This window comes from Bacillus sp. DNRA2 (genome assembly GCF_012843265.1).
In the GTDB taxonomy this organism is placed as follows: domain Bacteria; phylum Bacillota; class Bacilli; order Bacillales; family Cytobacillaceae; genus Bacillus_BU.
On record NZ_JABAIT010000001.1, the window covers coordinates 449,181 to 475,944 of the forward strand.

General features: G+C 39.7%; 29 protein-coding genes. 26 read left to right on the forward strand and 3 right to left on the reverse strand.

The genetic code is table 11. The annotated features are described in order from the left end of the window. Nucleotides 1–18 precede the first annotated feature (18 nt). Complete coding sequence (locus HHO41_RS02130) at nt 19–1,347, reverse strand: UDP-glucose dehydrogenase family protein (RefSeq protein ID WP_169095158.1); 1,329 nt, start codon at nt 1,345–1,347, stop codon at nt 19–21. 263 nt (nt 1,348–1,610) lie between these two features. Here HHO41_RS02130 and HHO41_RS02135 point away from each other — a divergent pair, with 263 nt between their 5' ends. Beyond that, nucleotides 1,611–2,234, forward strand: coding sequence for a GntR family transcriptional regulator (locus HHO41_RS02135; protein ID WP_248278320.1), 624 nt, complete (start codon nt 1,611–1,613; stop codon nt 2,232–2,234). A gap of 48 nt (nt 2,235–2,282) precedes the next feature. Here the strand turns inward: HHO41_RS02135 and HHO41_RS02140 are convergent, their stop codons facing one another. Beyond that, complete coding sequence (locus HHO41_RS02140) at nt 2,283–3,845, reverse strand: ABC transporter permease/substrate-binding protein (protein WP_169095159.1); 1,563 nt, start codon at nt 3,843–3,845, stop codon at nt 2,283–2,285. Then, a complete protein-coding gene (locus HHO41_RS02145; RefSeq protein ID WP_169095160.1) occupies nt 3,845–4,969 on the reverse strand; it encodes a betaine/proline/choline family ABC transporter ATP-binding protein in 1,125 nt (374 codons plus the stop codon). The genes HHO41_RS02140 and HHO41_RS02145 overlap by 1 nt, the downstream gene beginning before the upstream one ends. Before the next feature lie 278 nt (nt 4,970–5,247). Between HHO41_RS02145 and HHO41_RS02150 the strand changes: the two genes are divergently transcribed. The 25 genes from HHO41_RS02150 to HHO41_RS02270 all read left to right on the forward strand — a co-directional run bounded on the left by HHO41_RS02150 (nt 5,248) and on the right by HHO41_RS02270 (nt 26,762). Next, nucleotides 5,248–7,290: a chemotaxis protein CheA gene (locus HHO41_RS02150; protein WP_211170996.1), complete on the forward strand. Its 2,043-nt coding sequence runs from the start codon at nt 5,248–5,250 to the stop codon at nt 7,288–7,290. Between the two features lie 60 nt (nt 7,291–7,350). Further along, entirely contained in the window at nt 7,351–9,081 is a 1,731-nt protein-coding gene (locus tag HHO41_RS02155; RefSeq protein ID WP_211170997.1) for a methyl-accepting chemotaxis protein, read from the forward strand. Nucleotides 9,082–9,138: 57 nt separating this feature from the next. After that, nucleotides 9,139–9,951 carry a CheR family methyltransferase gene (locus tag HHO41_RS02160; protein WP_348981203.1) on the forward strand — a complete coding sequence of 271 codons (813 nt, stop codon included), beginning with the start codon at nt 9,139–9,141 and terminating at the stop codon, nt 9,949–9,951. Between the two features lie 35 nt (nt 9,952–9,986). Beyond that, nucleotides 9,987–10,676, forward strand: a complete 690-nt coding sequence (locus tag HHO41_RS02165) for a CheB methylesterase domain-containing protein (protein WP_348981204.1) — start codon at nt 9,987–9,989, stop codon at nt 10,674–10,676. Nucleotides 10,677–10,883: 207 nt separating this feature from the next. Continuing rightward, nucleotides 10,884–11,438 carry a DUF6470 family protein gene (locus tag HHO41_RS02170; RefSeq protein ID WP_169095163.1) on the forward strand — a complete coding sequence of 185 codons (555 nt, stop codon included), beginning with the start codon at nt 10,884–10,886 and terminating at the stop codon, nt 11,436–11,438. A gap of 80 nt (nt 11,439–11,518) precedes the next feature. Further along, nucleotides 11,519–11,794: a flagellar biosynthesis anti-sigma factor FlgM gene (flgM, locus tag HHO41_RS02175; RefSeq protein WP_169095164.1), complete on the forward strand. Its 276-nt coding sequence runs from the start codon at nt 11,519–11,521 to the stop codon at nt 11,792–11,794. An 11-nt stretch (nt 11,795–11,805) separates the two neighbouring features. Continuing rightward, the gene (locus HHO41_RS02180; protein WP_169095165.1) at nt 11,806–12,291 is read left to right on the forward strand and encodes a flagellar protein FlgN; all 486 of its coding nucleotides are present in this window, start codon (nt 11,806–11,808) and stop codon (nt 12,289–12,291) included. Nucleotides 12,292–12,326: 35 nt separating this feature from the next. Beyond that, complete coding sequence (gene flgK, locus HHO41_RS02185; RefSeq protein ID WP_169095166.1) at nt 12,327–13,784, forward strand: flagellar hook-associated protein FlgK; 1,458 nt, start codon at nt 12,327–12,329, stop codon at nt 13,782–13,784. Between the two features lie 17 nt (nt 13,785–13,801). Continuing rightward, nucleotides 13,802–14,707 (forward strand): flagellar hook-associated protein FlgL, encoded by a 906-nt coding sequence (gene flgL, locus HHO41_RS02190; protein ID WP_169095167.1) that lies wholly within the window; start codon nt 13,802–13,804, stop codon nt 14,705–14,707. Nucleotides 14,708–14,847: 140 nt separating this feature from the next. Continuing rightward, nucleotides 14,848–15,474 (forward strand): flagellar brake protein, encoded by a 627-nt coding sequence (locus tag HHO41_RS02195; RefSeq protein ID WP_169095168.1) that lies wholly within the window; start codon nt 14,848–14,850, stop codon nt 15,472–15,474. Nucleotides 15,475–15,797: 323 nt separating this feature from the next. Continuing rightward, a complete protein-coding gene (locus HHO41_RS02200) occupies nt 15,798–16,715 on the forward strand; it encodes a hypothetical protein (protein WP_169095169.1) in 918 nt (305 codons plus the stop codon). Between the two features lie 98 nt (nt 16,716–16,813). Further along, nucleotides 16,814–17,194, forward strand: coding sequence for a flagellar export chaperone FliS (gene fliS / locus HHO41_RS02205; protein WP_169095170.1), 381 nt, complete (start codon nt 16,814–16,816; stop codon nt 17,192–17,194). An 11-nt stretch (nt 17,195–17,205) separates the two neighbouring features. Next, complete coding sequence (gene fliT / locus HHO41_RS02210; protein ID WP_169095171.1) at nt 17,206–17,547, forward strand: flagellar protein FliT; 342 nt, start codon at nt 17,206–17,208, stop codon at nt 17,545–17,547. A gap of 294 nt (nt 17,548–17,841) precedes the next feature. Continuing rightward, nucleotides 17,842–18,183, forward strand: a complete 342-nt coding sequence (locus HHO41_RS02215) for a hypothetical protein (protein WP_169095172.1) — start codon at nt 17,842–17,844, stop codon at nt 18,181–18,183. A gap of 97 nt (nt 18,184–18,280) precedes the next feature. After that, nucleotides 18,281–18,961 (forward strand): glucosaminidase domain-containing protein, encoded by a 681-nt coding sequence (locus HHO41_RS02220; protein ID WP_348981205.1) that lies wholly within the window; start codon nt 18,281–18,283, stop codon nt 18,959–18,961. 183 nt (nt 18,962–19,144) lie between these two features. Further along, nucleotides 19,145–19,546 (forward strand): flagellar basal body rod protein FlgB, encoded by a 402-nt coding sequence (gene flgB, locus HHO41_RS02225; RefSeq protein ID WP_169095173.1) that lies wholly within the window; start codon nt 19,145–19,147, stop codon nt 19,544–19,546. 6 nt (nt 19,547–19,552) lie between these two features. After that, complete coding sequence (flgC, locus tag HHO41_RS02230) at nt 19,553–20,005, forward strand: flagellar basal body rod protein FlgC (RefSeq protein ID WP_169095174.1); 453 nt, start codon at nt 19,553–19,555, stop codon at nt 20,003–20,005. A gap of 11 nt (nt 20,006–20,016) precedes the next feature. Then, nucleotides 20,017–20,316 (forward strand): flagellar hook-basal body complex protein FliE, encoded by a 300-nt coding sequence (gene fliE / locus HHO41_RS02235; RefSeq protein WP_169095175.1) that lies wholly within the window; start codon nt 20,017–20,019, stop codon nt 20,314–20,316. 30 nt (nt 20,317–20,346) lie between these two features. Further along, entirely contained in the window at nt 20,347–21,957 is a 1,611-nt protein-coding gene (fliF, locus tag HHO41_RS02240; RefSeq protein ID WP_169095176.1) for a flagellar basal-body MS-ring/collar protein FliF, read from the forward strand. Nucleotides 21,958–21,962: 5 nt separating this feature from the next. Beyond that, complete coding sequence (fliG, locus tag HHO41_RS02245) at nt 21,963–22,964, forward strand: flagellar motor switch protein FliG (RefSeq protein ID WP_169095177.1); 1,002 nt, start codon at nt 21,963–21,965, stop codon at nt 22,962–22,964. Further along, entirely contained in the window at nt 22,948–23,757 is an 810-nt protein-coding gene (locus HHO41_RS02250; RefSeq protein WP_169095178.1) for a FliH/SctL family protein, read from the forward strand. The genes fliG and HHO41_RS02250 overlap by 17 nt, the downstream gene beginning before the upstream one ends. 4 nt (nt 23,758–23,761) lie before the next feature. Next, nucleotides 23,762–25,084: a flagellar protein export ATPase FliI gene (fliI, locus tag HHO41_RS02255; protein WP_348981206.1), complete on the forward strand. Its 1,323-nt coding sequence runs from the start codon at nt 23,762–23,764 to the stop codon at nt 25,082–25,084. After that, the gene (gene fliJ / locus HHO41_RS02260) at nt 25,081–25,515 is read left to right on the forward strand and encodes a flagellar export protein FliJ (RefSeq protein ID WP_169095179.1); all 435 of its coding nucleotides are present in this window, start codon (nt 25,081–25,083) and stop codon (nt 25,513–25,515) included. Before fliI ends, fliJ begins: the two co-directional genes overlap by 4 nt. An 11-nt stretch (nt 25,516–25,526) precedes the next feature. Further along, nucleotides 25,527–26,156 (forward strand): MotE family protein, encoded by a 630-nt coding sequence (locus HHO41_RS02265; protein ID WP_169095180.1) that lies wholly within the window; start codon nt 25,527–25,529, stop codon nt 26,154–26,156. A gap of 42 nt (nt 26,157–26,198) precedes the next feature. Next, on the forward strand, nt 26,199–26,762 hold the full coding sequence (locus HHO41_RS02270) for a flagellar biosynthetic protein FliO (RefSeq protein ID WP_169095181.1): 564 nt from the start codon (nt 26,199–26,201) through the stop codon (nt 26,760–26,762). Nucleotides 26,763–26,764 lie beyond the last annotated feature (2 nt).

Below are 26,764 nucleotides of genomic sequence, written 5' to 3' on the forward strand. Positions count from 1 at the left end.
TCCGTATTCTTAATTTATTTATTTTTTATTGCTTCCACATTTCTTGAAAATCGGTTGTCTGCCTATCGAGATATAAGAAATAGGGTGTTTTTTTATTTCATTTATCGAAAAACAATTGCGTCCATCGATAACGATCGCTTGTTTCATATAAAGAGGTATTAGCTCTAATGGCATATGTTTGATTTGGTTCCACTCAGTCGCGATGATGGCAAGGTCCGCATCGTATAGTGCTGATAGGACGTCAGTAGTATAATTAATGCTCCTACCCAACACTTTTTCGGCATTTGGAATTGCAACCGGATCGTATGCTGTAACCACAGCGCCTTCCATTAGTAATTCCTGGATAATTGTAAGTGCTGCTGCTTCACGAATATCATCTGTATCTGGTTTAAAGGCAAGCCCAAGTACAGCAACCTTTTTTTGAGCTAATGCTCCAACAACTTCTATTGCCTTTTGGACTGGAAGTGATTTCTGACGATTATTTACTTTAATAACCGCATCGAGCAATTCAAAATCATGATGAATGTTTCCAGCCAATTGGATTAACGCTTTCGTGTCCTTTGGAAAACAAGAGCCTCCATAGCCAATTCCCGCACAAAGAAACGATTGTCCTATGCGCTTGTCACGACCAATTCCATAGGCAACCTCGTCAATATTTGCACCAACCTTTTCACAAATCGCAGCAATTTCGTTTATAAAACTAATTTTTGTTGCCAGAAACGCATTTGAGACATATTTAATCATCTCAGCACTTCTAATGTCGGTTTTCATAATCGGAATTTGTAATGGAAGATAAAGCTCTTCAATTGTTTCTGCAACTTCTGGTTTTTCAGTTCCAATTACAATCCTGTCACCATTGAAAAAATCAATAATAGCCGATCCTTCCCTAAGAAACTCGGGATTTGCTACCACATCAACTCTCACATTTGGAGGTTTTTGGTTGTCAATAATTTGGCGAATTTGATAGTTAACACCGACAGGAACGGTACTTTTTGTACAAACAATTACGTCATTTTTTATATTATTAGCAATTGAAGTTGCGACCTCATAAATTGAATCAAGGTCTGCGGAACCATCTTCCTTTTTGGGTGTTCCAACCGCAATGAAAATGATGTCTACTTTTTCATAAGCAAACTTGGGATTTGTTGTAAAATGTAGTAGCCCATTTCGTAAGTTTTTTTGTAAAAGCTGTTCCAAACCAGGTTCATAAATTGGTGAGTGTCCCAAACTTAGCATGTTAATTTTCTCCTCCAGAATGTCTAAACATATTACATGGTGACCCAGCTCAGCTAAACATACTCCGGTTACTAATCCAACATATCCTGTTCCAGCAACAGCAATCCTCATCCAATACCTCCCAAGAATTAGTACTTTTCTCCATGTTATAAAAGAAACATGAACGCCATCTTGATTTTGTGTAAAAGTAGTGTTAAGAAATAGAATCAAGCCTTAACGGTGACAAGAGTCGGCAGTACCAGTGCACAGGCCAATTGTCGAAAAAAGCTCTTGTAAAATTGCTGAAGTTTACTCGCAAACCTCCCATGAAAGGAGTATAGTGGGTATGTATTAGTACAAGGTAATAACAGTGAAATCTGGTGGTGAACAGTAACTTGATCAGAACAAAAATTCCGACCTATGAACGAATCGCGATTGATTTGGCGAATCGGATTTATGATGGGAAGTTTAAAGAAGGGGAAAAGATTCACGGACGGTCAACTTTGGCCAGTGAATATAAGGTATCTCCGGAAACTGTCCGAAGAGCAATTAAAATTTTAGAAGATGTTGAAATTGTCCAATCTACAAAGGGCAGTGGCATCATCATTTCATCCAGAGAAAATGCATTTAAATACATCAATCGTTTCTCAAGCCTCGAGAGCATTAATGAACTGGAAAAACAAATGAATGCGTTAATTACTGAGCGCGAAAAGCTAGATGAACAAATGTTTGAAACGCTCAGGAAAATTACTGATTACTCAGTAAAGCTCCGCCACACCAATCCACTAGCTCCCCTTGAGGTTGAGGTAAAATCGACATGTAGTCATATCGGCAAAACCATTTCCGAGTTGATGTTTTGGCAAAATACCGGAGGAACAGTTGTTGGTATTAAGCGTAAGAGGGAACTAATTATATCACCTGGACCGTATGCTTTGATTTTAGAAGGGGATGTGCTCCTCGTCATCGGTAACGAACTCGCCTATGACCGCGTCTTGCATTTTATGAATGATGAACAATAAAAACGGTAGCCAATGAGAATGTTGGCTACCGTCATTTGTTTAAAGCTCCTATAATAATCTTTCTTTTTCCAAAAATTCTTTGGCAACTTTGGCAGGTGACTCTTTCAAACTATCAACCTTGTAATTTAGCTCCCGCATCTTGTCATCATTTAATTTGCCAGCTAAGCTATTGAGTACACTCTTGAGCTCAGGGTGCTCAGCCAATGTTTCACTTTTCACAATTGGAACGGCATAATATGGAGGGAAAAAGCCTTTATCATCCTCTAAAACCTTTAAATGAAAGGCTTCCAGTAAACCGTCAGTTGAAAAAGCATCAATTACATCACTCTTATGATTTTCAAGTGCAGTATAGCGCAAACCACCATCCACGGCTTTAACCTCACTGAAGTTCAAATTGTATTGTTTTGCCAAGCCGATTAAGCCATCCTCGCGATTAGGAAATTCAATCGTTGGACCCATGATTAAATCGCTACTAACTTTGGCTAAATCGGAAATGGTCTCCAAGCCATATTGGGATGCGGTATCCTGACGCACGGCAAGAGCATAAGTGTTATTGAATCCAAGTGGTTTCAGCAAATCAATCCCATATTGGGATTTGAATTTCGAATGGACGATATCATAAACTTCATCTGGGTCAGCGACGAGTTCTTCTTTTAAAATATTGACGAGTCCGGTTCCGGTATATTCGACGTAAAGATCAATATCACCGTTGTTTAGGGCACTAAACGCGACCTGTGAACCGCCTAAATTCAGCTTTCTTTCAACATCAAGATCAGTCTTGCTCTCGATTAAATCAGCTAACATGTTTCCTAAAATCAATTGCTCTGTGAAGTTTTTTGAACCAATCACAATTTTTTCATCAGCTTTTGCTTTTGAAAAAATCGAGAAAGCACCAATGGCGAAAACGAGGATGACCGCAAAGCCAATGACCGTTTTCCTTGTGCCTCTGCTAATTTTTCGAGTAGGAACGCTGGTCTGCTTTTTACTCGTATATGAAAAGGATGATTCCAATTTGCCGACAATAAAATCAATGATTAAAGCGAGGACACAAGCAGGAATCGCCCCAGCGAGAATCATATTGTTATCAACTGTTTGCACTCCGGAAAAAACAAGATAGCCTAAGCCGCCAGCACCAACAAAGGCAGCAATCGTCATCAATCCAACAGCGGTTACCGCTGAAATTCTGATTCCCGCCATAATCATCGGGAAGGCCAGTGGCAACTGAACCTTTCGCATAACTTGACTCTTCGTCAGGCCGATGCCTTTGGCGGCTTCCAGAATGTCACCATCAATATTCGTTACTCCCGTATAAGTATTTTTAACAATAGGCAGTAAAGAATAAAGCACGACCATGACAATAGCAGGTGTACTGCCAATCCCAATAATCGGAATCAGAAATCCAAGTAGTGCTAAGCTTGGTATCGCCTGAATGACATTAGTCATACCAATAATCGGCTTAGCCAGCTTTTGTTTGCGCGAAATTAAGATTCCTAATGGAATACCAATGATAATCGCAATTAAAACTGATAAGACACTCAAATATAGATGTTCACCCAATAAACTTCCTACTTGCTGATAATTATTTAATAAGTAATTCCACAATTCACCCATTAGAAGGCCACCTCCAAGTCAATTAATTGGCTGCTTAATGTGGATAAAATACTACTTCGCGTAATTAACCCTACTAGTTTACCAGTCTCGTTCACGACAGGCACATAGCCGATTTTATGTTCGTTCATCGTCGATAAAATTGAAATGAGATTGGATTCCTCGCAAACTGCTTGAACGTTAGTTTCCATAACTTCTTCAATCGTTGCGTTTCGATTTTGCAGTTTAATGCCTTTTAAGGTCACCATGCCGACCAAGACATTTTGTTTATCGGTAACCATCAGGCTATCGACTTTATTGTCCTTCATAATCTCAATCGCTTGAAGGACGGTCCGTTTTGGCGTTATTTTTATAGGATTGGAAATCATTATATCTTCGGACTTCAATAGCTCAGGGTTGTTCCAAACTCGTCGTTTGCCAATGAAGCTTTCCACAAAGTCATCTGCAGGATTTTTTAGGATATTTTCAGGGGTATCGTATTGGAGAATATCGCCGTCTTTTAGTAAGCATATTTTGTCGGAGATTTTTATAGCTTCATCCATGTCATGCGTTACAAAAATAATCGTTTTATTGAACTCTTTTTGCATCTGGAATAATTCTTCTTGCAAGGAACTCCGCGTAACAGGGTCGAGGGCGCTAAAAGGTTCATCCATCAAGATGATGTCTGAGTCAGTTGAGAAGGCCCGGGCTACTCCAACACGCTGTTGTTGCCCACCACTTAATTCTTTTGGAAAGCGGTGTAGATATTCTTTCGGATTTAAGCCAACCATTTCTAGTAAACTCTCTGTTTTTTCGACTATTCTATCTGGAGCCTCACCTTTAAGCTTGGGAATTAATTCGAGATTTTCCTTTATTGACATATGGGGGAATAATCCGGTGTTTTGAATCACGTAGCCAATATTACGGCGGAGTTCAATCGGATTAGTCGCAGCAATGTCTTTACCATTGACTAAGATTTTGCCTGATGTCGGTTGAATGAGTCGATTAATCATTTTTAATAGGGTGGTTTTCCCGCACCCGCTCGGTCCAACAAAAACAACGAGCTGACCAGCTTCGATTGTTAATGAAAAATCATTAATGATTGTCTTTTGCCGATACTTTTTCACGATATTCTTAAACTCTATCAATTTTGTTCCTCCTCCTTCATCAATGTAACAACCTAATGCTAACACATAAGTTGTTACTTCATCAAGGGAAAACCAAAACCCTTTACTACGATAGCGCGGTGGGGGACAGTCCCCCGTTGCTTCACTGCGTCACCGCATCGGGGGACTGTCCCCCACTCGACTAAAGTGAGAATTGTAACATGCAAAAAATATCTATATTGTTATAATTTAAGATGTTTAATTATTTAAAATATTCGAAGCGCTAACGATACTTTTTGAATTGGTGGTGCATAAAGAAGATGGAAAAGATAAATTTTGACCTTATGCTTGAACCCTTTCTGTTTGAAACAGCTCAACAGATTGAACAGCTTGAGCAGGCAATTATTGAAGCGGATACATCTGGTTATTTCACACCTGAAAACGTCAACGATATTTTTAGAAATATGCACACAATCAAAAGCTCAGCTGCGATGATGCAATTCAACAATATGTCGAAGGTTGCCCATGCGACTGAGGATTTGTTTTTCTTTCTCCGGGAAAATAAGCCGACTAACGTTGACAGTACCTCATTATGTGATCTCGTTTTAGAAGCGATTGATTTTAATAAGAATGAATTGGAAAAAATAAAAAACGGTGAGGCTGCTACAAGTGATGAAGCCAGTCTCCTTGTTAAACTTCATGATTATCTGGATTTACTCAAAGAAAGCAATAAGCCAAATTACGAAGCACCCAATGAATCCGCTCCTGAACAAACCGCATCATTGTCTCAGCATAAGACAACCCATGAATCTGCCTCCACATCAACCGCTAAGAACTACCACTATCAAGTGAATATTCATTTTGTACAGGATTGTGAAATGGAAAATATTCGCGCCTACATGATTATTCATAATCTCCAAGATATTGCCAACATTGATGCCTATATCCCAGCTGACATCGTCGACAATGCCCAAACTGCAGAAATCATTAGAAATGATGGATTTACCATCATTTTTTCATCAGATTATTCACTTGAGCACCTAAAAGCGTTCTTCAGTCAAATAGCGTTAATTGATCAAATAGATTTGAAGGAAGTAAAACATGAGGACAAGCTCTCTGCTGCCCAACCACCACAGCAACAACGCTCAGAAGAAAGCAAAGTCCAAATAGCTAAAGAAACTCATAGCGGTAACACTCATCAAACAAAAATCATCAGCGTCAATGTTCAAAAGCTTGATAAACTATTAGATTTAGTGGGAGAAATGGTTATTTCCGAGGCAATGGTCACTCAAAATCCCGATTTAAAAGGCTTGCATCTGGAAAATTTTAAAAAAGCCTCGCGACAATTAACAAAAATAACGAGTGAGATACAAGATACCGTGATGTCCATCCGGATGGTCCCACTTGGTCCTACCTTTTTTAAAATGAATCGTATCGTCAGGGACATGAGCCGAAAGTTGAATAAAGAGGTTAAGCTGAAAATTGTCGGAGAAGAAACTGAGGTTGATAAAAACATTATCGATAACCTTGGCGACCCGCTCATACATATCGTCAGAAACTCGCTCGACCACGGTATTGAAGAAGCGGAGGAAAGGGAGGCACTTGGAAAAGATAGAATTGGCACGATAAAATTAGAAGCCAGAAATGCAGGCAGTGAAGTGTTAGTTATCATTGAGGACGATGGCAGAGGCTTGAATAGGCAAAAAATCCTTGCCAAAGCTGCCAAAAACGGACTACTAACGAAACAGCCAGAAGAAATGACAGATAAAGAGATAAGCAATTTAATTCTGTTGCCAGGCTTCTCGACAAAGGAAAAAGTAACGGAGTTTTCCGGTAGAGGCGTCGGAATGGACGTTGTCGTGAACAATATTGAAACAGTGGGTGGCTCGATACAGGTTGAAAGTACCGAGGGGAAGGGTACTACGATTACGATTAAAATCCCGCTTACACTAGCAATTATTGATGGAATGAACCTTAAAGTTGGCGAATCGCGCTATACGCTCCCGACCACATCGATTAGAGAATCATTTAAGCCAAAAGTGGGTGAGGTATTTAAAGACTTAGATGGAAATGAAATGATTATGATTCGGGGCTGCTGTTTTCCAATCCTCCGCTTGCACCGGTTTTATCATGTGCCAACGAAGATTGAACAATTGCATGATGGGATCATGATTATGATTGAAAATGAAAATAAATCGATTTGTTTATTTGTTGATGAATTATTAGGTGAACAGCAGGTTGTCGTAAAGGCACTGCCAAGCTACATTCAAAAAATAAAGAAGATTCACGGTTTAGCGGGCTGTACACTACTGGGAGATGGCAGTATCAGCCTAATTTTAGATGTCAATGGACTCATCGCCTAAATGCTCCTAATGAAGAAACCAATGATGAAGGTGATTGCCCATCATTAAGGAGGAAAAGTGATGACTTGGTTTAAAAATTTAAAAATTAGAGTTAAGTTAATTATTTGTTTTGGCATCGCAGCCATCTTTACGACTATTGTTGGCTTAATCGGTATTTATGAAATGAGGGGAATTAACAATTCGTTGGAAGAGATGTTTTCACAAGATTATCAGGCGGATCTCCTCCTTTCGGAAGTAGATTCGAATAATAAAGAAATTCAAATAATCCATATTCAAGCTGTTTATGAACAAAATCCGGATACCCTTCAATCTAAATTGACAAAAATTGGCGAGCTTACTAAAGCTGACGATCAAATCTTTACGGAATTAGAGAAAAAGGGATCAAGTGGAACAGAGGCAGCCCTTTTCACTAAAGTAAAAGATGCACTGGCCACTTATCGAGATTTACGTGCTAAAAATATTGAACTAATAAAAGCAAACAATTACGAACAGGCCATTGCTGAATTACCAGACGTACTTGCAGCAGCAGAGATAAATAATCAAGCTATTCATAACCTTATTGATGAAAGTCATAACGCTGCGGAAAAGGACCTTGAAACCAGTCGTGATGACTACTTATCGCGCACCATTATCATCATTAGTGTTGGTATTTTGGGAACATTATTTGCAGTTGGAATTGGACTTTACGTAGCCAGTCTTATTTCTAAACCGCTCCGAAACCTTGTGCATGCCGCCAACAAAATGACAGATGGAGATTTGGATGTAAATATTGATATTCAATCAACGGATGAGGTTGGGATGCTTTCCCAAGCCTTTAAAACAATGTCTGAAAATCTGAATGATGTCATTTCCAACATCAATTCTGCTGCAGAACAGGTTTCGGCGGGCTCAAAGCAGGTATCTGATTCAAGCGTAGAGCTGGCTCAAGGAGCTACCGAGCAGGCAAGCTCCATCGAACAACTAACTGCCTCGATTGAGGAAATATCGTCACAAACGAACAACAATGCACAAAATGCCGGATTGGCAAATGAAATTGCTGAAACAGCAAAGCACGATGCAGAGCTTGGGAATGAACAGATGACCAAAATGTTAAGTTCGATGGAGGCTATTAATGAAGCCTCTACCAATATCTCAAAAATTATTAAAGTGATAGATGAAATAGCCTTTCAAACAAATATCCTTGCTCTTAATGCTGCTGTTGAGGCGGCACGAGCGGGACAGCATGGTAAAGGCTTTGCTGTAGTTGCTGAGGAAGTCAGGAATTTAGCAGCAAGAAGTGCAGATGCAGCCAAAGAGACGACTGATTTAATTGAAGGATCAATCAAGAAAGTTGAAGATGGCACAAAAATTGCCTCAGAAACAGCTGAAGCCCTTGATAAAATCGTATCTGGAATTTCCAAGGTTGCAATCCTTGTAGGAAATATCGCTAACGCCTGTAACGAACAAGCTTCTGGAATCGGACAAGTAAATCTGGGAATTATGCAAATTTCTCAAGTGGTTCAAGCTAATTCAGCTACCGCCGAAGAGAGCGCTGCCGCTAGCGAGGAGCTTTCGAGTCAATCGGAGTTGCTAAGTGGAATGGTGAAAAGCTTTAAGTTAAAGCGAGGCCAATCATTCTCAAGACGCCAAATTATTTCGCCTGCGGTATTAAGAATGCTTGAAGATTTGGAGGAAAGTAAGACAGCCAATGCTCAAACACAGGTTTTCACTCCCTACCATCATGAAAAAGACATGACATCCGAAACCATTCGCTCCATTGATTTAAGTGATAAAGAGTTCGGTAAATATTAAGCAATGACTTCGAAGAGGCGGTCCCTGATACTCTTCTTAAGTGATGGGGTGTTAAAGGTGCACATATCAGATAAAGAGTTTCTGGAATTGGCATATTATATTGAACGGAATTATGGAATTCATTTAAAAAAGGAAAAAAAGACTTTGCTCGAAGGTCGGCTTTTCCAATTTTTAAAAGAAAAAAACTTGAAGAACTTCAGTGAATTTTATCAATGTTTAATCCAAGACAAAACCAATCAGACAGCTACTACTCTTGTGAATAAAATTACGACTAATCATACTTTCTTTATGAGAGAGGCCGATCATTTTGCATATTTTCGGGAAAGAATCCTTCCTTACTTAAGTAAAACGGTTAAAGACAAGGATTTACGAATTTGGAGCGCTGGATGTTCAACAGGGGAAGAACCTTACACGCTAGCGATGATTATCAATGATTTTTTTGGGCATGAAAAGCTGTTTTGGGATACAAAAATTCTTGCAACAGATATATCTGATAAAGTTTTATCCTATGCCCAAAAGGGGTATTTCTCCAATCATCAGCTAACTAATGTCCCTGGCATTTGGAGAAATAACTATTTTGAGCAAATCGACAGAGATACAAGTCGAATTTCCAAACAGATTCGGGATGACATCATTTTTCGACGCTTAAATTTAATGGATAAAGTCTTTCCTTTTAAAAAAAACTTTCATGTCATCTTTTGCCGCAATGTGATGATCTATTTTTCAGAGCAAACAAAAATGGAGCTGGCTAATAAGTTTTTTGAAAACACCGAACCAGGTGGATATTTATTTATCGGTCATTCAGAATCCTTAAATCGTGAAACAACCCGATATCAATACATAAAGCCGGCAATATATCGAAAAGGGTAATTCATGCTGAAATCTAATAAAAAGAGATGATAGTAGTGGAAAGCAATTTTGGGACAAATCTTTATCATGAAAATGGTCATAGATTAATTCAACATCCAAAAGATGTTAGCGAACGCATCAATCACAATGATGATGGAAAGGCAGACAAAATTATTGCGATAGGTTCCTCAACCGGTGGAACAGAAGCTTTGTTACACATTTTTAAGCAATTACCCCTAGAAATACCAGGTATAGTTGTCGTTCAGCATATTCCTGAAAATTTTTCGAAGGTGTTTGCAGAACGGTTGAATGCCCAAACGCACTTTTCGGTTAAAGAAGCAGAGCCCGGGGATGTTGTCGAGTCCGGGAGAATTTATATTGCACCGGGTGACCGCCATATGAGAATAAAAAAACGAGGTCCTTCAATAAAGCTTGAAGTATATAAAGGTGAAAAGGTTAATGGTCATTGCCCTTCCGTTGATGTATTATTTGAATCTGTTGCCCGTGAAGTGGGGCAAAAAGCGCTCGGTGTTATATTAACCGGAATGGGAAGCGATGGCGCCAAAGGCTTGCTCTCGATTCGGGAGCATGGTGGCAGAACAATCGGTCAGGATGAAGCCTCCTCGGTTGTTTACGGTATGCCTAAGGTTGCTTACTCAATCGGGGCAGTTGAAAAACAAGCATCGATTGACACAATTCCTGCACTCATGATGCAAGCTCTATTTGGTAGAATCTACCTCCAGTAAAATAAATACCCTCTTTCGATAACATATCCGCGAAAGAGGGTATTCGTTTGGTAATTGGCTGAGGCAAAATTCACCTCCCCCAACAAAATTTCCTTCCCCTAACAAAATCTACCACGTTAAACGTCTTCTGTTATATGACGATAATAAAAACATACAGCAGTTAAAACCTAACAAAAACCAAGCTTCACACCTATTAGGAGGGAGCTTATGCAAATTCCTCAAATTCAATTACAGCAAACCTATGCTAAAATAGGAATTAGAATCATAAAGCCGGTCCAAGAGATCGAGCAGCCAGCTGCACAAATGACGATCAAACAGGAGCCTGCGAAAATGGTCATCGACCGCAAACAGGGAATGCTCGAAATTGATCAGGAACAGGCGCGGTATGAGCTTAATTTGAAAAGTCCAAGCGCCTTGTCAGAAGATTTCGCTGAGTATGGTCGACAAGAAGCATTACAAGCCATTGCCGAAATTGCCGAAAAGGGAAATCGCATGGCTGCTATCAAAAATAAAGGCGATGCGATTGTTCAAATGGCAACTGAAAATTCCATCAAGCCACCGCCAGATTTTAATATTGCCTTTATCCCAAGTTACGGCTCGGTTAAATTGGAATATACACCAACGGAAATGCAAATCAATTGGATGAGCGGTGGAACAGAAGTAAACATTGTCCCACAAAAGCCTATCCTCAATTACCAGCCTGGCAAAACTGAAGTATATATGAGCCAGTGGCCTGAACTGAAAATTGATGTGTTAGGATAGTTTCGATTTTTTCTCATAAATTCATTAAACTTTCGTTAGAGATTGCCGATAAAATAAAAAAAGACAGGAGGCGACTTGTTATGAGAATTGATAATATGAAATATGGTATGTATTCATACCAAAATCAACAGAAAAATTCTGTGACAAGAGAAGCAACAAAAAAGTCACCTTCTTCAGCGGATATCAGCATATCTTCGGCCGGACGAGAAATTTCACAAGCAAAAATGACCGAACAAGCAGAGCATAAAGCGCGTGTTCAAGAATTGAAGCAACTGATTGCAGATGGCAATTACAAGGTGGATAGCAGTAAGGTTGCAGAAAAGCTTATCAGCTTTTGGAGTTCTGATTCCAAATAGGAGAAGTGAACATGAATTCTTTAAAAAAACTCATTGATATACTAGATTCAATGGTTGATGCCCATAAACATTTACTAGAGCTTACCCAAGAGAAACGGGCGATTTTGATTGGCGGAGATCTGCAAAATCTCATGCAAATCACCCATCGTGAGAATTCGATTGCTTCGGAAATTGAAAAGTTAGAAATTCAAAGAAAACAATTTGTCGAGGAGTACCTAACAACGAAAGGTTATACAGGTACTTCTTTTACGCTTGAGGAAATCATTAAACGACTTAATGAAGCCAGTATTGAAGCTACACTAACGACAATCGGCAAGCAACTTCGCTCAATCGTTCAAGAAATTTCCACTGTCAATAAAGGGAATCAACAATTGATAGAAACGTCGCTTGCCTTTCTTCAATACTCAATTAATTTACTAGTGCCGAAAGATGCCCCAGTCGGGTATGGCCCGAAAGCAAAAAACAAGTATGCTAGCTTACTTGATGCGAAGGTATAACTTCATTTAATAGGTTTTGAAACGGAGGAAATGTTATGGCTTCAAGTTTCCACGGTCTTGAGGTAGGAAAACGTGCTTTGTTTGCTCAGCAGACAGCACTTTCAACAACCGGACACAATATCGCCAATGCCAATTCAGCTGGATATACAAGACAAAGAGCGGAAATGCGGGCCAGCAGTGCCATGAGCGTTTCAGCAGGAATCTATTCATTCCAAATCGGTACTGGTGTGGAAATCAGTAAAATGCAGCGGATGCGTGAGGATTACTTAGATGTTCAAATCCGTTCAGAAAATAAAAATTTAGGTTACTGGGAAGCTAAAAGTGATTCCCTATCAAAAATAGAAGAAATCTTAAACGAGCCGTCTGATGAGGGTATAGCCTATGTCATGAATGAATTTTGGAAGGGCTGGCAGGAATTAGCTAAGGACCCTGACAGTGCGGCAGCCCGGGCTGTTGTACGGCAACGAGGAGTGGCTGTCACCGAATCATTCAAGTCCATCATGGATTCGCTTGACCAGATGCAAACCGACCTCAAGCATGTCATCAACACCAAAACGGAAGAGGTAAACTCGTTGGCAACACAGATTGCTAATTTAAATGATCAAATCGGTCGACTAGTTGCCAACAACTATGATCCGAATGATTTGTACGATCAGCGAGATTTATTGGTTGATCTGCTTTCAAAAGTTGTCGATGTCAAAGTAACAAATTCCGTTCATGGTAAGGTGGACATTTCCGTTGGTGGTGAATTGCTAGTCGAAGGAAATACTGCCAAGGAATTAACGTTTGAATATGATTCAACTTCCGGCTTAGTTGATCCAAATACGATCTCAATTGGTGATAAGAAAATAACCTTGGTATCCGGAGAATTATTAGGGAGATTTGAAGCTTACGGTTTGGTTAACGGGGGTAGCGAATCAACAGTTCCGTATATTAAAGGTAAAATAAATGACTACGCCATGACTATTGTTAAAGCCATTAATGATGCACACATGGAAGGTGAAAACCTAGATAATATCAATAATGGCACAACCACAAAGTACACGTTTTTCACTGGAACATCAGCTCAAGATTTAGATGTTAATCAGAAGATTTTGGACTCGCTGGATTACATTGCAGCAGCTCAAAAGGATCCACTTACAGGAATTGCTTCAACCGGAAACGGTGATAACGCTAAGGTGATTGCTGACTTGTTATTAACAAAAAATCTCGATTTTTCCGGTACGACCTCAACTGTGAATGATTTCTATCGCAATGTTATTGGACAGCTTGGCATCGATTCACAGGAAGCAGCACGTATGCGTGAAAATTCACAGGGGATTGTTGAGCAGGTCGAAAATCGGCGCCAATCAATATCGGGTGTCTCATTAGATGAAGAAATGACCAATATGATTAAGTTTCAACAAGCATACAATGCTGCAGCCCGAATGGTTTCGGTGATGGATGAATGTCTTGATAAAGTCATCAACGGCATGGGCAGGGTTGGATTGTAAAGGGGGATTGAAAGCCAATGCGAGTAACACAAAATATGTTAAACCAAAATTTGCTGGCGAACTTACAACGAAGTAATACAGCAATGGGAAAATATATGAATCAATTATCGACTGGAAAAAAAATCAATCTTCCATCTGATAATCCAGTTACAGCAGTTAGAAGTATGTATTACCGTTCGTCCTTAAACGAAGTCGATCAATTTAAACGCAATCTTGAAGACGGCCTTTCGTGGATGTCGACAACAGATGAAGCATTGGACCAGCTAACCAGTGTGATGCAGCGGGCTCGCGAGCTGACTGTTCAGGGGTTAAGCGATACGAACGATGCTAGTGCAAGGCAAGCAATTGCTGAAGAGATTAATCAGTTAAAGGAACATCTCGGAGAAATTGCAAATTCGCAAATTGCTGGAAGATATGTGTTTGCTGGAACTGATGTAAAGTCTCCGCCATTTCGGGCTGATGAGGCTGTACCTGGGTCAGTAAAGGAATTCAGAAATTCAAACAACGAAACGCTTGAGCTGCAGGTAGGACAAACCAACCATATTCAAATAAACGTCCTAGGCACAAATGTCTTTAATAACGATGGTGACGGTGGAGTTTTCAAAGTGTTGGAGAATGTCGTAAACTATTTTAATTCCCCTGACAGCACAAGTGAGACAGATTTCCTCGATAAATTGGATGGGCAAATCGATAATATTTTAAAGGAACGGTCAGAGTTGGGGGCGAGAATGAATCGTCTGGAGCTAAGTACTTCAAAAGTGGATGCGCTTGAGGTGTCGACGACAAGATTATTGTCACAAGAAGAAGATGCTGATATTTCTAAGGTTATTATCGATTTAAAATCGCAAGAAAATGCCCATAATGCAGCTTTATCAGCTGGAGCTCGGATTATCCAACCTACTTTAGTAGACTTTTTAAGATAAATCTATCGTGCTGACTCAATTAGTGTTATCATCCTATTGAGTTAGCCTTTTTATTATCTTATTCCTGACATTTTTTACTTGAACGTGAAATTATTTCCTAATTCTTTTACGAACAAAAAACTTATACTGAAGGTGTTAGAATGTTTCCAAAGGTAAACCAACAAATTCTTATCGATATTGTACAAAAAGGGGTTTCCTATCGGACTATTATTGCCGAGTATCAAGATGATGAAATATTAATAGGAATTCCAATGTCCGATATGGTCGGCGTTTTGCCGAATGGGACAGAAATTGATGTTACATTTAAATCCGGAGAAAATCTTTTTAGATTTACATCGGAAATTATCGGGAAAAAGTTGGACAGAATCCCGTTGTATCGCATACATAAGCCAAGTGAAAAAAAGATTTATCGTATCCAACGCCGCGAAAATTTCCGAGTTAATCTCCATTTAAAACTATTCTTATTAGAAAATGAATATACAACCGTAAATGTCAGTGCAGGTGGACTGTTATTTTCAACACATGGAAAAATTGGCCTTCACGAAGGTCAGATTGTATCTGGTCAAGTCGTGGTTCCGAATATCCAAAATCATGAGTTTGAATTAGTTCCATTTGAAGGCGAAATTAGACGGATATATCCGTCAGAAGATAAACAATACACATTTGCTGCGTTACAATTCACCGAAATCGATCCAAAAAATCAAACCCTTATTATTCAATCATGCTTTGAACAACAGAGAAAGCTTAGACTAAGAACAAATACTTAAGCAATAATGGGAAAAAATAGCGCGCTAAAACAAGCAAATCCAATCAAATGGAATAACATTTGATGATGGATTTGCTTGTTTTATTTTGTTTGAAAATGTATTTGACTAGACTGATATAAAGATTTTGATGAGAAATATTTATTGTTCATACAAAATTTGCATTTTTATGATAAAATTGTGATATAAGTCACACCTAAACCATTACTACTTGTTTCTTTTAACATAATTATTGTTGTTGGTTGATGGATTTTGATGGAAATCAAAAGCGATGGTCAAAAAATTTGGTTTGTAATCGAATCATATGGTTACAAGGAGGAGTCATTGTGAGTTTGAAAACAGCAATCTTTCAGATGAAGCAAGCATTAATGGATCGTGAGTTAGACGGGATGGAGCAAGTAGTTCGTGAGCTAGAAGCAACCAATGGCTTGCAGACGGGTGCTTTAACGTCTTATTATCAGCAATTGTTGATGGTGAAAAAAAATAGTGTTGAGCTGGCCAATCAAACAAATGATGAGGTCAAAAAAATCAACCGAAAATGGACCAAACAGGAAATGGAGTTTATGTTTCAATACATTAAAGCTCGGCAGGACGAAGGAGCTTTAAATATTACTGAGATATTAGAAGAAATCGCCCAACTTTTAAACCGCGGCTACCAGTCCGTGAATTATAAATATTATACAATCGTCAAAAACAATGCTAAGAAGCAAAATCTCAAACCGACACAAACAGCCATCAAATTCGCAACCATTGCAGATGATATTGTCCCGGTTGTTGCGACAGAATTTATCACTCGCCAAGAAGCGAACTTGAATACGGAAGTATATTCTGCCTCATCGTCACAGGCCGATGGTTTGCTTGATATTTTATCTGGATTAATTACCAATATTGGGCAACTGCCAGGTATGAACCTCAATCATTTGCTCAAAAGTTTGTTTGAGTTGACGAATTTAGCTTTACAGAATCAAGCTGCTGTTCAGCAAATAAACAATATCGAGTTGGAAATGAATCAAGAGAGACAAATGCTGCAGGATAGGCTGAATAAAGCAGAAAAACAGTTAGCGCGGGAAAAAGAGCGTAATCAGAAATTAACAGATTCTTTGTCATTATTAGCAAATGAGATCGAGGCATTTAACAACATGACCGATGCTGCAAAGATTCAAAACTTAAAAGCCTTCAATCAGAGACTTAATCGCTTGATTCATAAAGATGAACAACAACAACAAATCAGCCAACTAATCTAAGAAAGGTATTATTCTAACCTAAACTTTACGTAGCTCCATCCGATAATTACGATATAGTTCGGTTTACTTTTGTATCTGAAAGGAGCATTTACTAGAACATGGTTACCAATAATCCTTATCAAACATATCAACGACAAGCTGTTACAACCTCTCGTCCAGAAGAACTAACGCTTATGTTATATCAAGGTTTAGTGAAATTTATCAGATTGGCGAAAATTGATTTAGAAAATAATAATATTGAAGGAAGTCACAAGCATAATCTCCGGGCTCAAGACATTATTACGGAGCTGATGGTGACGCTAAAAACTGGTTACGAAATCTCTGAATCACTTCTTTCAATGTATGATTTCATGAAGTCGCGTTTGATAGAAGCAAACTTAACAAAAAAGGTTGAGCTATTAGTGGAAGTGGAAGGCTTTGCGGTAGAGTTGCTCGAAACTTGGTCAGAAGCAATTAAGCTCAACAAAACAAAGTTGTAGGATTAATGATCATGGTAAAATTAATCGACAAGCTTTACAACCTAACGTTGACAATGAAGCAAGCTCTTGAGTCAGAACAATACCAGGAACTCGATGAACTTCTGGATGAGCGTAACAGCTTAATGGCAGAAATAGACCGAGCAAAAGGTGAGGGTCATCAATATTCAGAGCAAGAATTGTCGTTGCTCGAGGAGATTAAGGCTATTGACAATCATGTCGCTCGCCAATTAACAAAAGCTCTTGCTGTTACCGAAGGCTTAATCAATCAACAAAAAATCAACAAACAGGTTTCGAAAAAGTTCCAACCATATAGCAAACAAACTAGCGGAGTATTTTTTGATAAAAAGAAGTAACATCAATCATCCGCCTGTTATATCTACAGACATGCTCGCTTAAGGCGGGTATTTTTTTTGCCCAAAAATTGGATTGTGCAGCTGCTTCCTGTGCGAGCATCCTTTTGGGCAATTGCGATTTCGTTACAATTTCGTAACAATTATTTTGGAATAATTATCACTCTATCAATTATAATATAATCTGTTATCATTCTAGTTGAAAGTAAATCTCAAAGTTCAAATTTCAAGATAAATTTACCAGCAATATTACGGTTACACTCTTTAGTTTTAGTGGGTATAGAGGGGAAGAGTGTTATGAATAAGCAAGGTTTAACGAACAAGCACAAGCTCGGACAACTATTTGACTTTAGTGAATTTAAGAAAAACAAACCATTCTTTACCAAACCGATGAGTATTACGGTTGGACAAGATAGTCAAATTGAAACTTATTTTCTGCTGAAAAATATTGTTTACAAGGGCAAGCAAATCTTAGCCCTAAGAAATGAACAGGAACCCTGCACTATTTTACTGGCAGAAGGGAAAATTGATAACGGAAAACTTCAATGCTTAATAAAGCTTCCAGAAGATTCGTTAAGTGAAATTACTGCCTTATTTGAAGGAAATACGATAAACACAATGATAGTTGACAACAATTAGCCTTGTAACAGTGCGTGGAACACGAGATGTAATGACGTGGTACACGCATTTTTTAATCCATAAAATATAAGCGGAATTTCCAATTGGAGTGATTTGTGTGATCATTGGTGACGATATGCTAACCAAAATTATGTTAACCAATACGATAACGAGAAACGAGAAACTTCGTACACAAATGTCTGAAAATGCAGAGTTTAGTAAGCTTTTTTCCAATGTACTTTCTCAACTGCTTGACCAACAAAACGCACAAGAAAGCGTTAGCACGTTACAGATGCCATTCACTAGTACTCATTTGACTCCAGCGCCAACAGAAAATATCTCTGAACTGCTCAATGGGTTAGTTGATCAAAATACTGCAAATTCTAAAGAGATGGAATTCGTTACAACAGGACAACTTGATCAAGCTCTTAGCGGCAAACTCGCTGGCATGGGTGCGATTTTTGTTGCGGCGGGGCAAAAATATGATGTAGATCCTGCCCTTTTAGCGGCAATTGCCCAGCACGAAACAGGTAACGGTAAATCTCGTGCGGCAAATGAAAAAAATAATATTGCCGGAATGATGGGGAAAAACGGCTTAAAATCTTATGCCACAGTCGAAGACAGTATTATGGATATGGCACGAAATTTAAGTGAGAACTATTTAGGCAAAGGCTTGACGACCATTGCAAAAATCGGTGCCAAATACGCACCAATAGGCGTAACAAATGACCCAACTGGTTTAAATAACTACTGGGTTAAAGGGGTATCAAAATATTACGACCAATTAAATATGGCCTAAATCATATCATTAGTTTTTGATTGTATAAGGAAAATTTTGATAGGGATTCCATTAAATAATTAGTAATATAGCCAGATTATAAAAAATGTCATAGTTAAAACACATACATTTATAGTATATTGATGATAATGTGATAAATTTCATCAAAATAACTAAAAAACTGACAAACAATTAAAGGTGGAGATGATTTTGAATAATATTAGCCTCCTAAAGTCAGCGTTAGATGCCTCGAGTATGCGACAACAGGTTATTTCTAATAATATTGCCAATGCGGAAACACCAGGCTACAAGGCTAAACGGGTCGAATTTGAAAATATTTTGCAAAAACATTTAGCTAATCAAACTTCCCAGTTTGTTGGAACGCAAACGGATCCACGTCATCTTACGATAGGACAAGGCAGAGGTATTCCGGCACCGCAAATGGTCGAGGATACAGAATCAGTGATTAATAACAATGGAAATAACGTGGATGTAGATCGTGAAATGACGGAAATGGGAAAAAATTCCCTTTGGTATTACATGTTAACTGATCGTGTCACCAGTCACTACAATAATTTATCTTATGCCATTAAAGGAAGGGGCTAAGCTTAAATGTTTGAATCCTTAAATATTAGTGGCTCTGCTCTAACCGCGCAACGATTACGAATGGATATCACCTCCTCGAACATTGCCAATGCCCAAACAACACGGGGCAAGTTTGTGAATGGCGAGTGGGAGCCATACCGCCGCAAGATGGTTGTTATGGAGTCGCGTGAAAAGAGCTTTGACCAAATTTTACGTGGAGAAATCAATAAAAAATCGCAGAATAGTAATCTTCAAGGTGTTCGAGTAACCAAAATTGTCGAAGATCAAACACCGTTTACCCCAGTGTATGATCCAACGCATCCTGATGCCAATGCTGAAGGGTATGTCATGACACCAAATGTTGATTTATCAAAGGAAATGGTCGACTTGTTATCGGCATCCCGTGCCTATGAAGCAAATATTACTGCATTTAATACAGGAAAATCATTAATGCTTAAAGCCATGGATATTGGGCGTTAGGAGTGAGATAAATGGACATCAAAACGATTGGAACGGGACTAGCCAAAATTAATCCAAATCAATCGCAAAAGGTTAATACTGAAGGCAGCAATACTTCATTTGCGAACGTCTTTAAAAGCTACATGGAAAATGTTAATGCCACGCTTAACAAGTCGTCAGAGCTGACCGGGCAGGTGGCTGCAGGCAAGGTTGATAATGTCCACGATGTAATGATTGCATCACAGCAATCAAAAATTGCGCTGGAACTTACCGTAACGATAAGGGATAAAGCGGTGGAAGCATATCAAGAAACAATGAGAATGCAATTTTAAAGAATGATAGAAAGCTGAGCTGGGTGAGAAATGAATCGATCATGGATAGATCAAATCAAACAATCTAAAGAGCACTTCACGAACTACTGGGGTGCGCGGAGCTCGAAACAAAAGGGACTTATAATAGGGACCTTTTTGTTTCTTATCGTTGCCCTTTCTACGACAATCTTTTTTGCGTCTCGGCCCAATTATATCCCTTTGTATGAAGGTCAATTATCGACTCGGGAAGTAGGAGACATTAAAGCAGAATTGGACAAACAGGGTTTTACCGAATATCAGCTTTCGGAATCTGGAACCATGATTCTAGTGCCGCAAAAAGAAGCTCCGAAATTACTTGTCAGTCTTGCTTCGGCAGGTTACCCGAAATCGAATGAAATTAATTATGACGTGTTTAGTGAAAACTTAACCTTTGGTGCCACTGATCGCCAATATGACATTCTAGAACGGGAAGCAATGCAAAACAAATTGGCAGACGTGCTTAAGTATGTAGATGGAATCAAAAACGCTGAAGTCATCTTAACTTTACCCGAGGATTCAGTATTTATTCGTGAAGATCAACAGGAGAATTCGACTGCATCTGTCATGGTTGAAGTAGAGCCAGGCGCGAAGCTTACCTCAGCACAAATTCAGGCGCTGTATACGCTCGTATCTCGGGGGGTCCCTAAGCTCCCAATGGATAACATTACAATTATGAATCAATACAGTGAGACACTTGCACTTGATACAAGTGAACAAGATGAACAGTCCTTGGACAAGTATGATAAACAGCGCAAAATCCAAAAAGATGTTGAGCAAGATATTCAAAGGGGACTGCAAAGCTTACTCGGAACGATTCTTGGTACGAATAAAGTGTACGTCCATACCTTTGTGAAAATGAATTTCGATAAGGTTAAAACAGAAGAAAACCTAGTCAAGCCAACTAATGAGAATAATGAAGGAATCCCGATTAGCTCGGAGCGCAATTCCGTTTCACAGACGGGAGGAAGCAAGGGTAATGGCGGTGTTGTCGGTACCGGTGAAACCGATGTGCCTGGTTATGTAGCCGAAGAGAATGGTTCAGGTAGTGACAGCACGTATGAAGAATTACAGGAAAAAGTTAATTATGAGGTTAACCGAATAAACAATCAAATTACCAAAAGTCCTTATGTAATCGATGATATTACGATCAATGTTGGTGTTGAATCCAATGCATCTGAACCAAATAAATTGCCACAGGACACGCTTGATAATATTCGCAATGTCGTTTCCAATACAGTACGCACGGCGCTTGGACACCCTGAGTTAACTGATGAAGAGGTGGAACAACGGATTACGATCTTCCCTCATAAGTTTGAGGAAAGTAAAGCGGCAAAAGCTGAGGATGCTTTGATTTGGCCATATATTGCCGGAGGTGTTGCAGCAGCTGTCCTTCTCGGCGGTGGAATTGTGCTCATGCTTATGCGCAGACGTAAGAAAGCGGCCGAAGCAGACAATCCATTTGATGATATACCGTTACAAAAGCAACCGCAAAGCCCAGAGGAGCTTGAGTATTTTGCCCAGCAGGAAATGGGTGTTGAATCGCAATTGAAAAAATTATTAGAACAAAGGCCAGAAGATTTCTCAAAAATGCTTCGTACATGGCTGAATGAGGAGGAGGCTTAACAGCGTTGACAAAACTAACTGGAAAACAAAAAGCGGCAATTCTCCTTATTTCGTTAGGGCAAGAAGCATCGTCAAAGGTGTTTAAGCATTTGCCTGATGAAGAAATTGAGCAATTAACTCTAGCTATCTCTAATATCTCTAAAGTCGGTAGTGATGATAAGAAAGAAGTTTTAAAAGAATTTCACGAAATGTGTATTGCCCAGGATTATTTGGCGATGGGTGGAATCAATTATGCCCAGAACGTCCTTGAGGCAGCGTTAGGAAAAGACCGCGCTGAGGAAATTATTATGAGGCTGACCTCGCAATTACAAGTAAAGCCGTTTGATTTTGCTAGACGAATTGATCCGATGCAAATTTATCAATTTTTACAAAATGAACATCCGCAAACGATAGCGCTCGTCTTAGCACACTTAGACCAAAAACAGGCTGCGTCAATTATATCCTCGCTAGAACCAGCGCTCCAATCGGATGTAGCGAGGCGAATTGCCCTGTTAGAACAAACTTCCCCTGAAGTCATAAAGGAAGTTGAACATATATTAGAATCACGATTGGCAGCAACAGTTCGGAACGATTTTACCGTTGTTGGTGGAATCGAATCAATTGTTAATATTCTTAACGGTGTCGATCGCTCAACTGAAAAGAGCATCTTAGAGCAGTTAGGTGAACGAGATAATGAACTAGTTGACGAAATTAAAAAACGTATGTTTGTATTCGAGGATATTATCAACCTCGATCGCCGTGCGATTCAACGTGTTATTCAAGAAGTCGACAATCAAGATTTATTGCTTGCACTTAAAGCAGCTAGTCCTGAGGTGAAAAAGGTTATCTTGGCCAATATGTCGACGCGCATGGCGGAAAGCTTTCAAGAGGATATGGAATTTCTTGGGCCTGTACGTGTTAAAGCTGTTGAGGAGGCCCAAGGACGCATCGTTTCTGTTATTCGTCGCTTAGAGGATACCGGTGAGGTCGTTATTTCACGGGGTGGTTCTGATGATATCCTACTCTAAAATTTTTAAAGCATCACAGCTTGAACTGACCGATGAAGTCAGGGTCATTAAACATCCGAAAATCGAGCTTCATCATGACAACGATGAATCGACAGATGCTTCGCAGCAAGAAGTAGGATTTGATGAGGATAACATCATGGAACATCCGCATGTCTTAGCAGCGGCTGAACAGGCGCAAGCCATTATTGCACAGGCAGATGAGACTATGCGTGCTCTCGAACGAGAAACTGAGGAAAAAATGAAGCAGTGGTGGCAGGAAAATCATGAACAACTAGAGGTTATGAAAATTGATGCTACGCACCAAGGCTATGAAGATGGCTATTTGCGCGGAAAAATCGAAGCTGAAGCCGAGCTGAGAGAAGCCTATCAGGAAAAAATAACCCAGGCTCAGCAAATTATCGAAGCTGCTTACCATCAAAAAGAAGCCATTGTTGCTGAGGCAGAGCCATTTCTCCTTGAGCTAAGTACGGCAATTGCCTCACAAATTATTAGAAAAGAACTAACAGATAACCCGGAAAAATATGTTGAATTGATTCAACAGCATATTTTGCGTTTTAAGGAAAAGGAATATATTACGATTTGCGTTCACCCTGATGATTTTGACTATATTCAATCACAGCATGCTCATATCGCTTCAGTTGTGGCTGGAGAAACAGAAATAAAAATTATTCCGGACCATTCGGTTACTTCGAAAGGCGTCGTGATTCGGACCGCTTATGGCAGTATTGATGCCCGAATTGATACCCAAATTGAAGAAATCAAAAAAGCCATATTGGAAATGGGAAGGGAGTAGCCCAGTGGTGCTTTCAGCTGAAAAATATATCCAGGTTATTCGCGGGATTGATCCTGTTCGAGTTAATGGGAAAATTACGCAAATCATTGGGCTCACAATTGAATCGCAAGGTCCTGATGTACGGATTGGCGAGCTTTGTTCCATCTATCCTTCCAATTCTCAAACACCAATTCAGGCTGAAGTCGTTGGAATTCGTGAAAATAAGGTTCTACTTATGCCATTAGGTGAAGTACGGGCGATTGGTCCAGGCTGTGATGTCGTTGCCAGCGGTAAACCGATGATGGTTAAAGCAGGCACTCAGTTGCTTGGAAGAATCCTCGATGGTTTGGGGCAGCCCATGGATGGGAAACCACTCCCATTTGGTTTGGAGGAAGTCACGACACACGCCATGCCGCCCAATCCGTTAACAAGACCGCGTATCCACGAACCATTAGGAGTCGGTGTACGGGCAATTGATGGTCTTTTAACACTTGGGAAAGGGCAACGGATGGGGATTTTTGCCGGTAGTGGTGTGGGGAAAAGTACCTTGCTCGGGATGATGTGTCGCAATACAACAGCAGACGTAAACGTGATTGCTCTAGTTGGAGAGCGGGGCCGTGAGGTGCTCGATTTTATCGAACAGAACCTCGGTGAAGAGGGTTTGAAAAAGTCAGTTCTAGTCGTGGCAACCTCGGACCAGCCAGCTTTGATTCGGATAAAGGCAGCACAAACTGCGACCTCTATCGCCGAATATTTCCGTGAGCAAGGCAAGGACGTCTTGATGGTAATGGACTCGGTCACGCGCTTTGCGATGGCCCAGCGTGAAGTGGGACTGGCAATCGGCGAGCCGCCTACGACGAAAGGTTATACACCATCAGTATTTGCCATGTTGCCTCAGCTATTGGAGCGGACAGGCACAGGTCCCAAAGGTTCGATATCAGCCATTTATACGGTCTTGGTTGATGGTGATGACATGAACGAACCGATTGCCGATGCGGTTCGCGGAATATTAGACGGACATATTGTGTTAAACCGGGCTATTGCCGGAAAGGGAATATTCCCAGCAATCGATGTGTTGAAGAGTGCGAGTCGTGTTATGACAGAAATCACCTCAGAAGAGCACTTAAATGCGGCAAGAAATTTTAATAGATTACTAGCTGCCTATAATGAAGCCGAGGATTTAATCAATATCGGTGCTTACAAAAAAGGTTCCAATCGTGATATCGACTTAGCTGTTCGCTTAAAGCCGCAGATTGATCAATTTTTACGGCAAGGCATTTATGAAGCTTCGAAGCTTGAGGAAGGCAAAGCCTATTTAATATCACAGTTTGGAGGGAATATGGGGTGAGTTTTGTTTTTTCTTTTCAAAAGGTGCTGGATGTTAAAGAAAAAGAAAAGGAACTAGCGCAGCAACAGTTTGGTTCTGCTAAACATAAACAAATGGAGCTAGAACAAAAAATGAAAGGCCTCGAATTCGAAAAAAATGAGGCTTTTCATCAATACGATCATGTCAATCGGAAAACGGTCATGGAAATCATGGAATTTCAGCAGGAGATTGACCATGTTAATCAGCAATTAAAGCAATTGGCGATTCAGTCTCATCTAGTTGAGCAGGAGGTTGAAAGACACCAACAGATTTTAATTGAGAAATCAAAGGAAGCAAAAATGTGGAACCAATGGAAAGCGAAATCCAAGGATGCGTTTGAAAAAGTAATCAATCAAAAGGAACAAGCAATGCTGGATGAAATGGCCGTAATCAGACATTCCCGAAGGCATTAAGGAGAAATCAAATGGATGAAAAGCAAAGAGGAAAATTAGGGTCTTTCGTTTATATGGCTATAGTCCCGTTATTTTTTACGACCGTTTTCTGTTTGATTTTTATTTATGCATTAGATATTCCAGTTAAGCAATCTTTGCAAAGTGTAGGTAACTCCATTCCAATTGTTAAAGAAATCGTTCCAGGTGAGTCAAGCTCTGAAGAAACTAATATCATCGACTTGAAGGATGAGCTTAACGAGAAAAATCAACAAATTGCTGACCTTAAAAAGCAAGCAAAGGCCGATGAGGCGGAAAATGAGGTTCTTCGGAAAACCAATCAGCAATTAAAAGAGCAATTACAAAAAAAACAATCAAACGAATACGCGAAACAAGTAAAAAAGGTAGCCGAAATCTATGCTGATATACCTGCCTCAAAGGCTGCAGCAATGATCGAAACGATGACTATCGAGGAAGCCACTTTGACGATTTCAATGTTAAAGCAATCTCAACAAAGCAGCATTCTCTCAAGTATGAAGGATGCAAAACAGGCAGCACAAATTACGATGATCCTAAAGGAGCTTGCCTCAATAAATGAAATGGATCCAAGCGATATTCAGGAGAAAATCAAGGAAATCGTCCAACAGCAAACACAAGCACAATAAACCAATTTACTAGAGGAAGTAACTCCAAGGAAGGAGACCAGCATGAAACGTATGATGGTTGTATTCGTATTGCTTTTTTCCCTATTTTCATATCAATCCACAACTTTAGCCTCAGGTTCAACTTCTAGCGGAGATACTTCCGTCTATGATTCTATCCAAAAGGGCGAGAAAAAAGCGAAAGCTGAGTCGCCAGAAAAAAAGGATAGCCCATCAGCATCGTTATTTTCCTCTTTTATCAAATTTATCTTTTCGTTTGCATTAGTCATTGGCCTGTTGTTTTTGCTGATGAACTATTTGTCAAAACGAAATCGCTCATTCCAAAGCAATGGACCCATTCTTTCGCTCGGCGGCCAGACTCTTGGTAACAATCGTTCACTGCAAGTCGTGTTGATAGGACAGACCATATACATTGTTGGTGTCGGCGACCAAATCACGTTGATTAGGACTATTACGAAAGGTGAGGAATACCAATCCTTGCTCGAAGGCTTTGAAAATCAAGCAGAGGTCATCACACCGAAGTGGCTGACGCTCGATTCGAAGAAAAAATGGTTCAATATTTTGAAGAAAAATCTAAATAAGTTTATCAAACACAACGGTGAGGAGTAGCG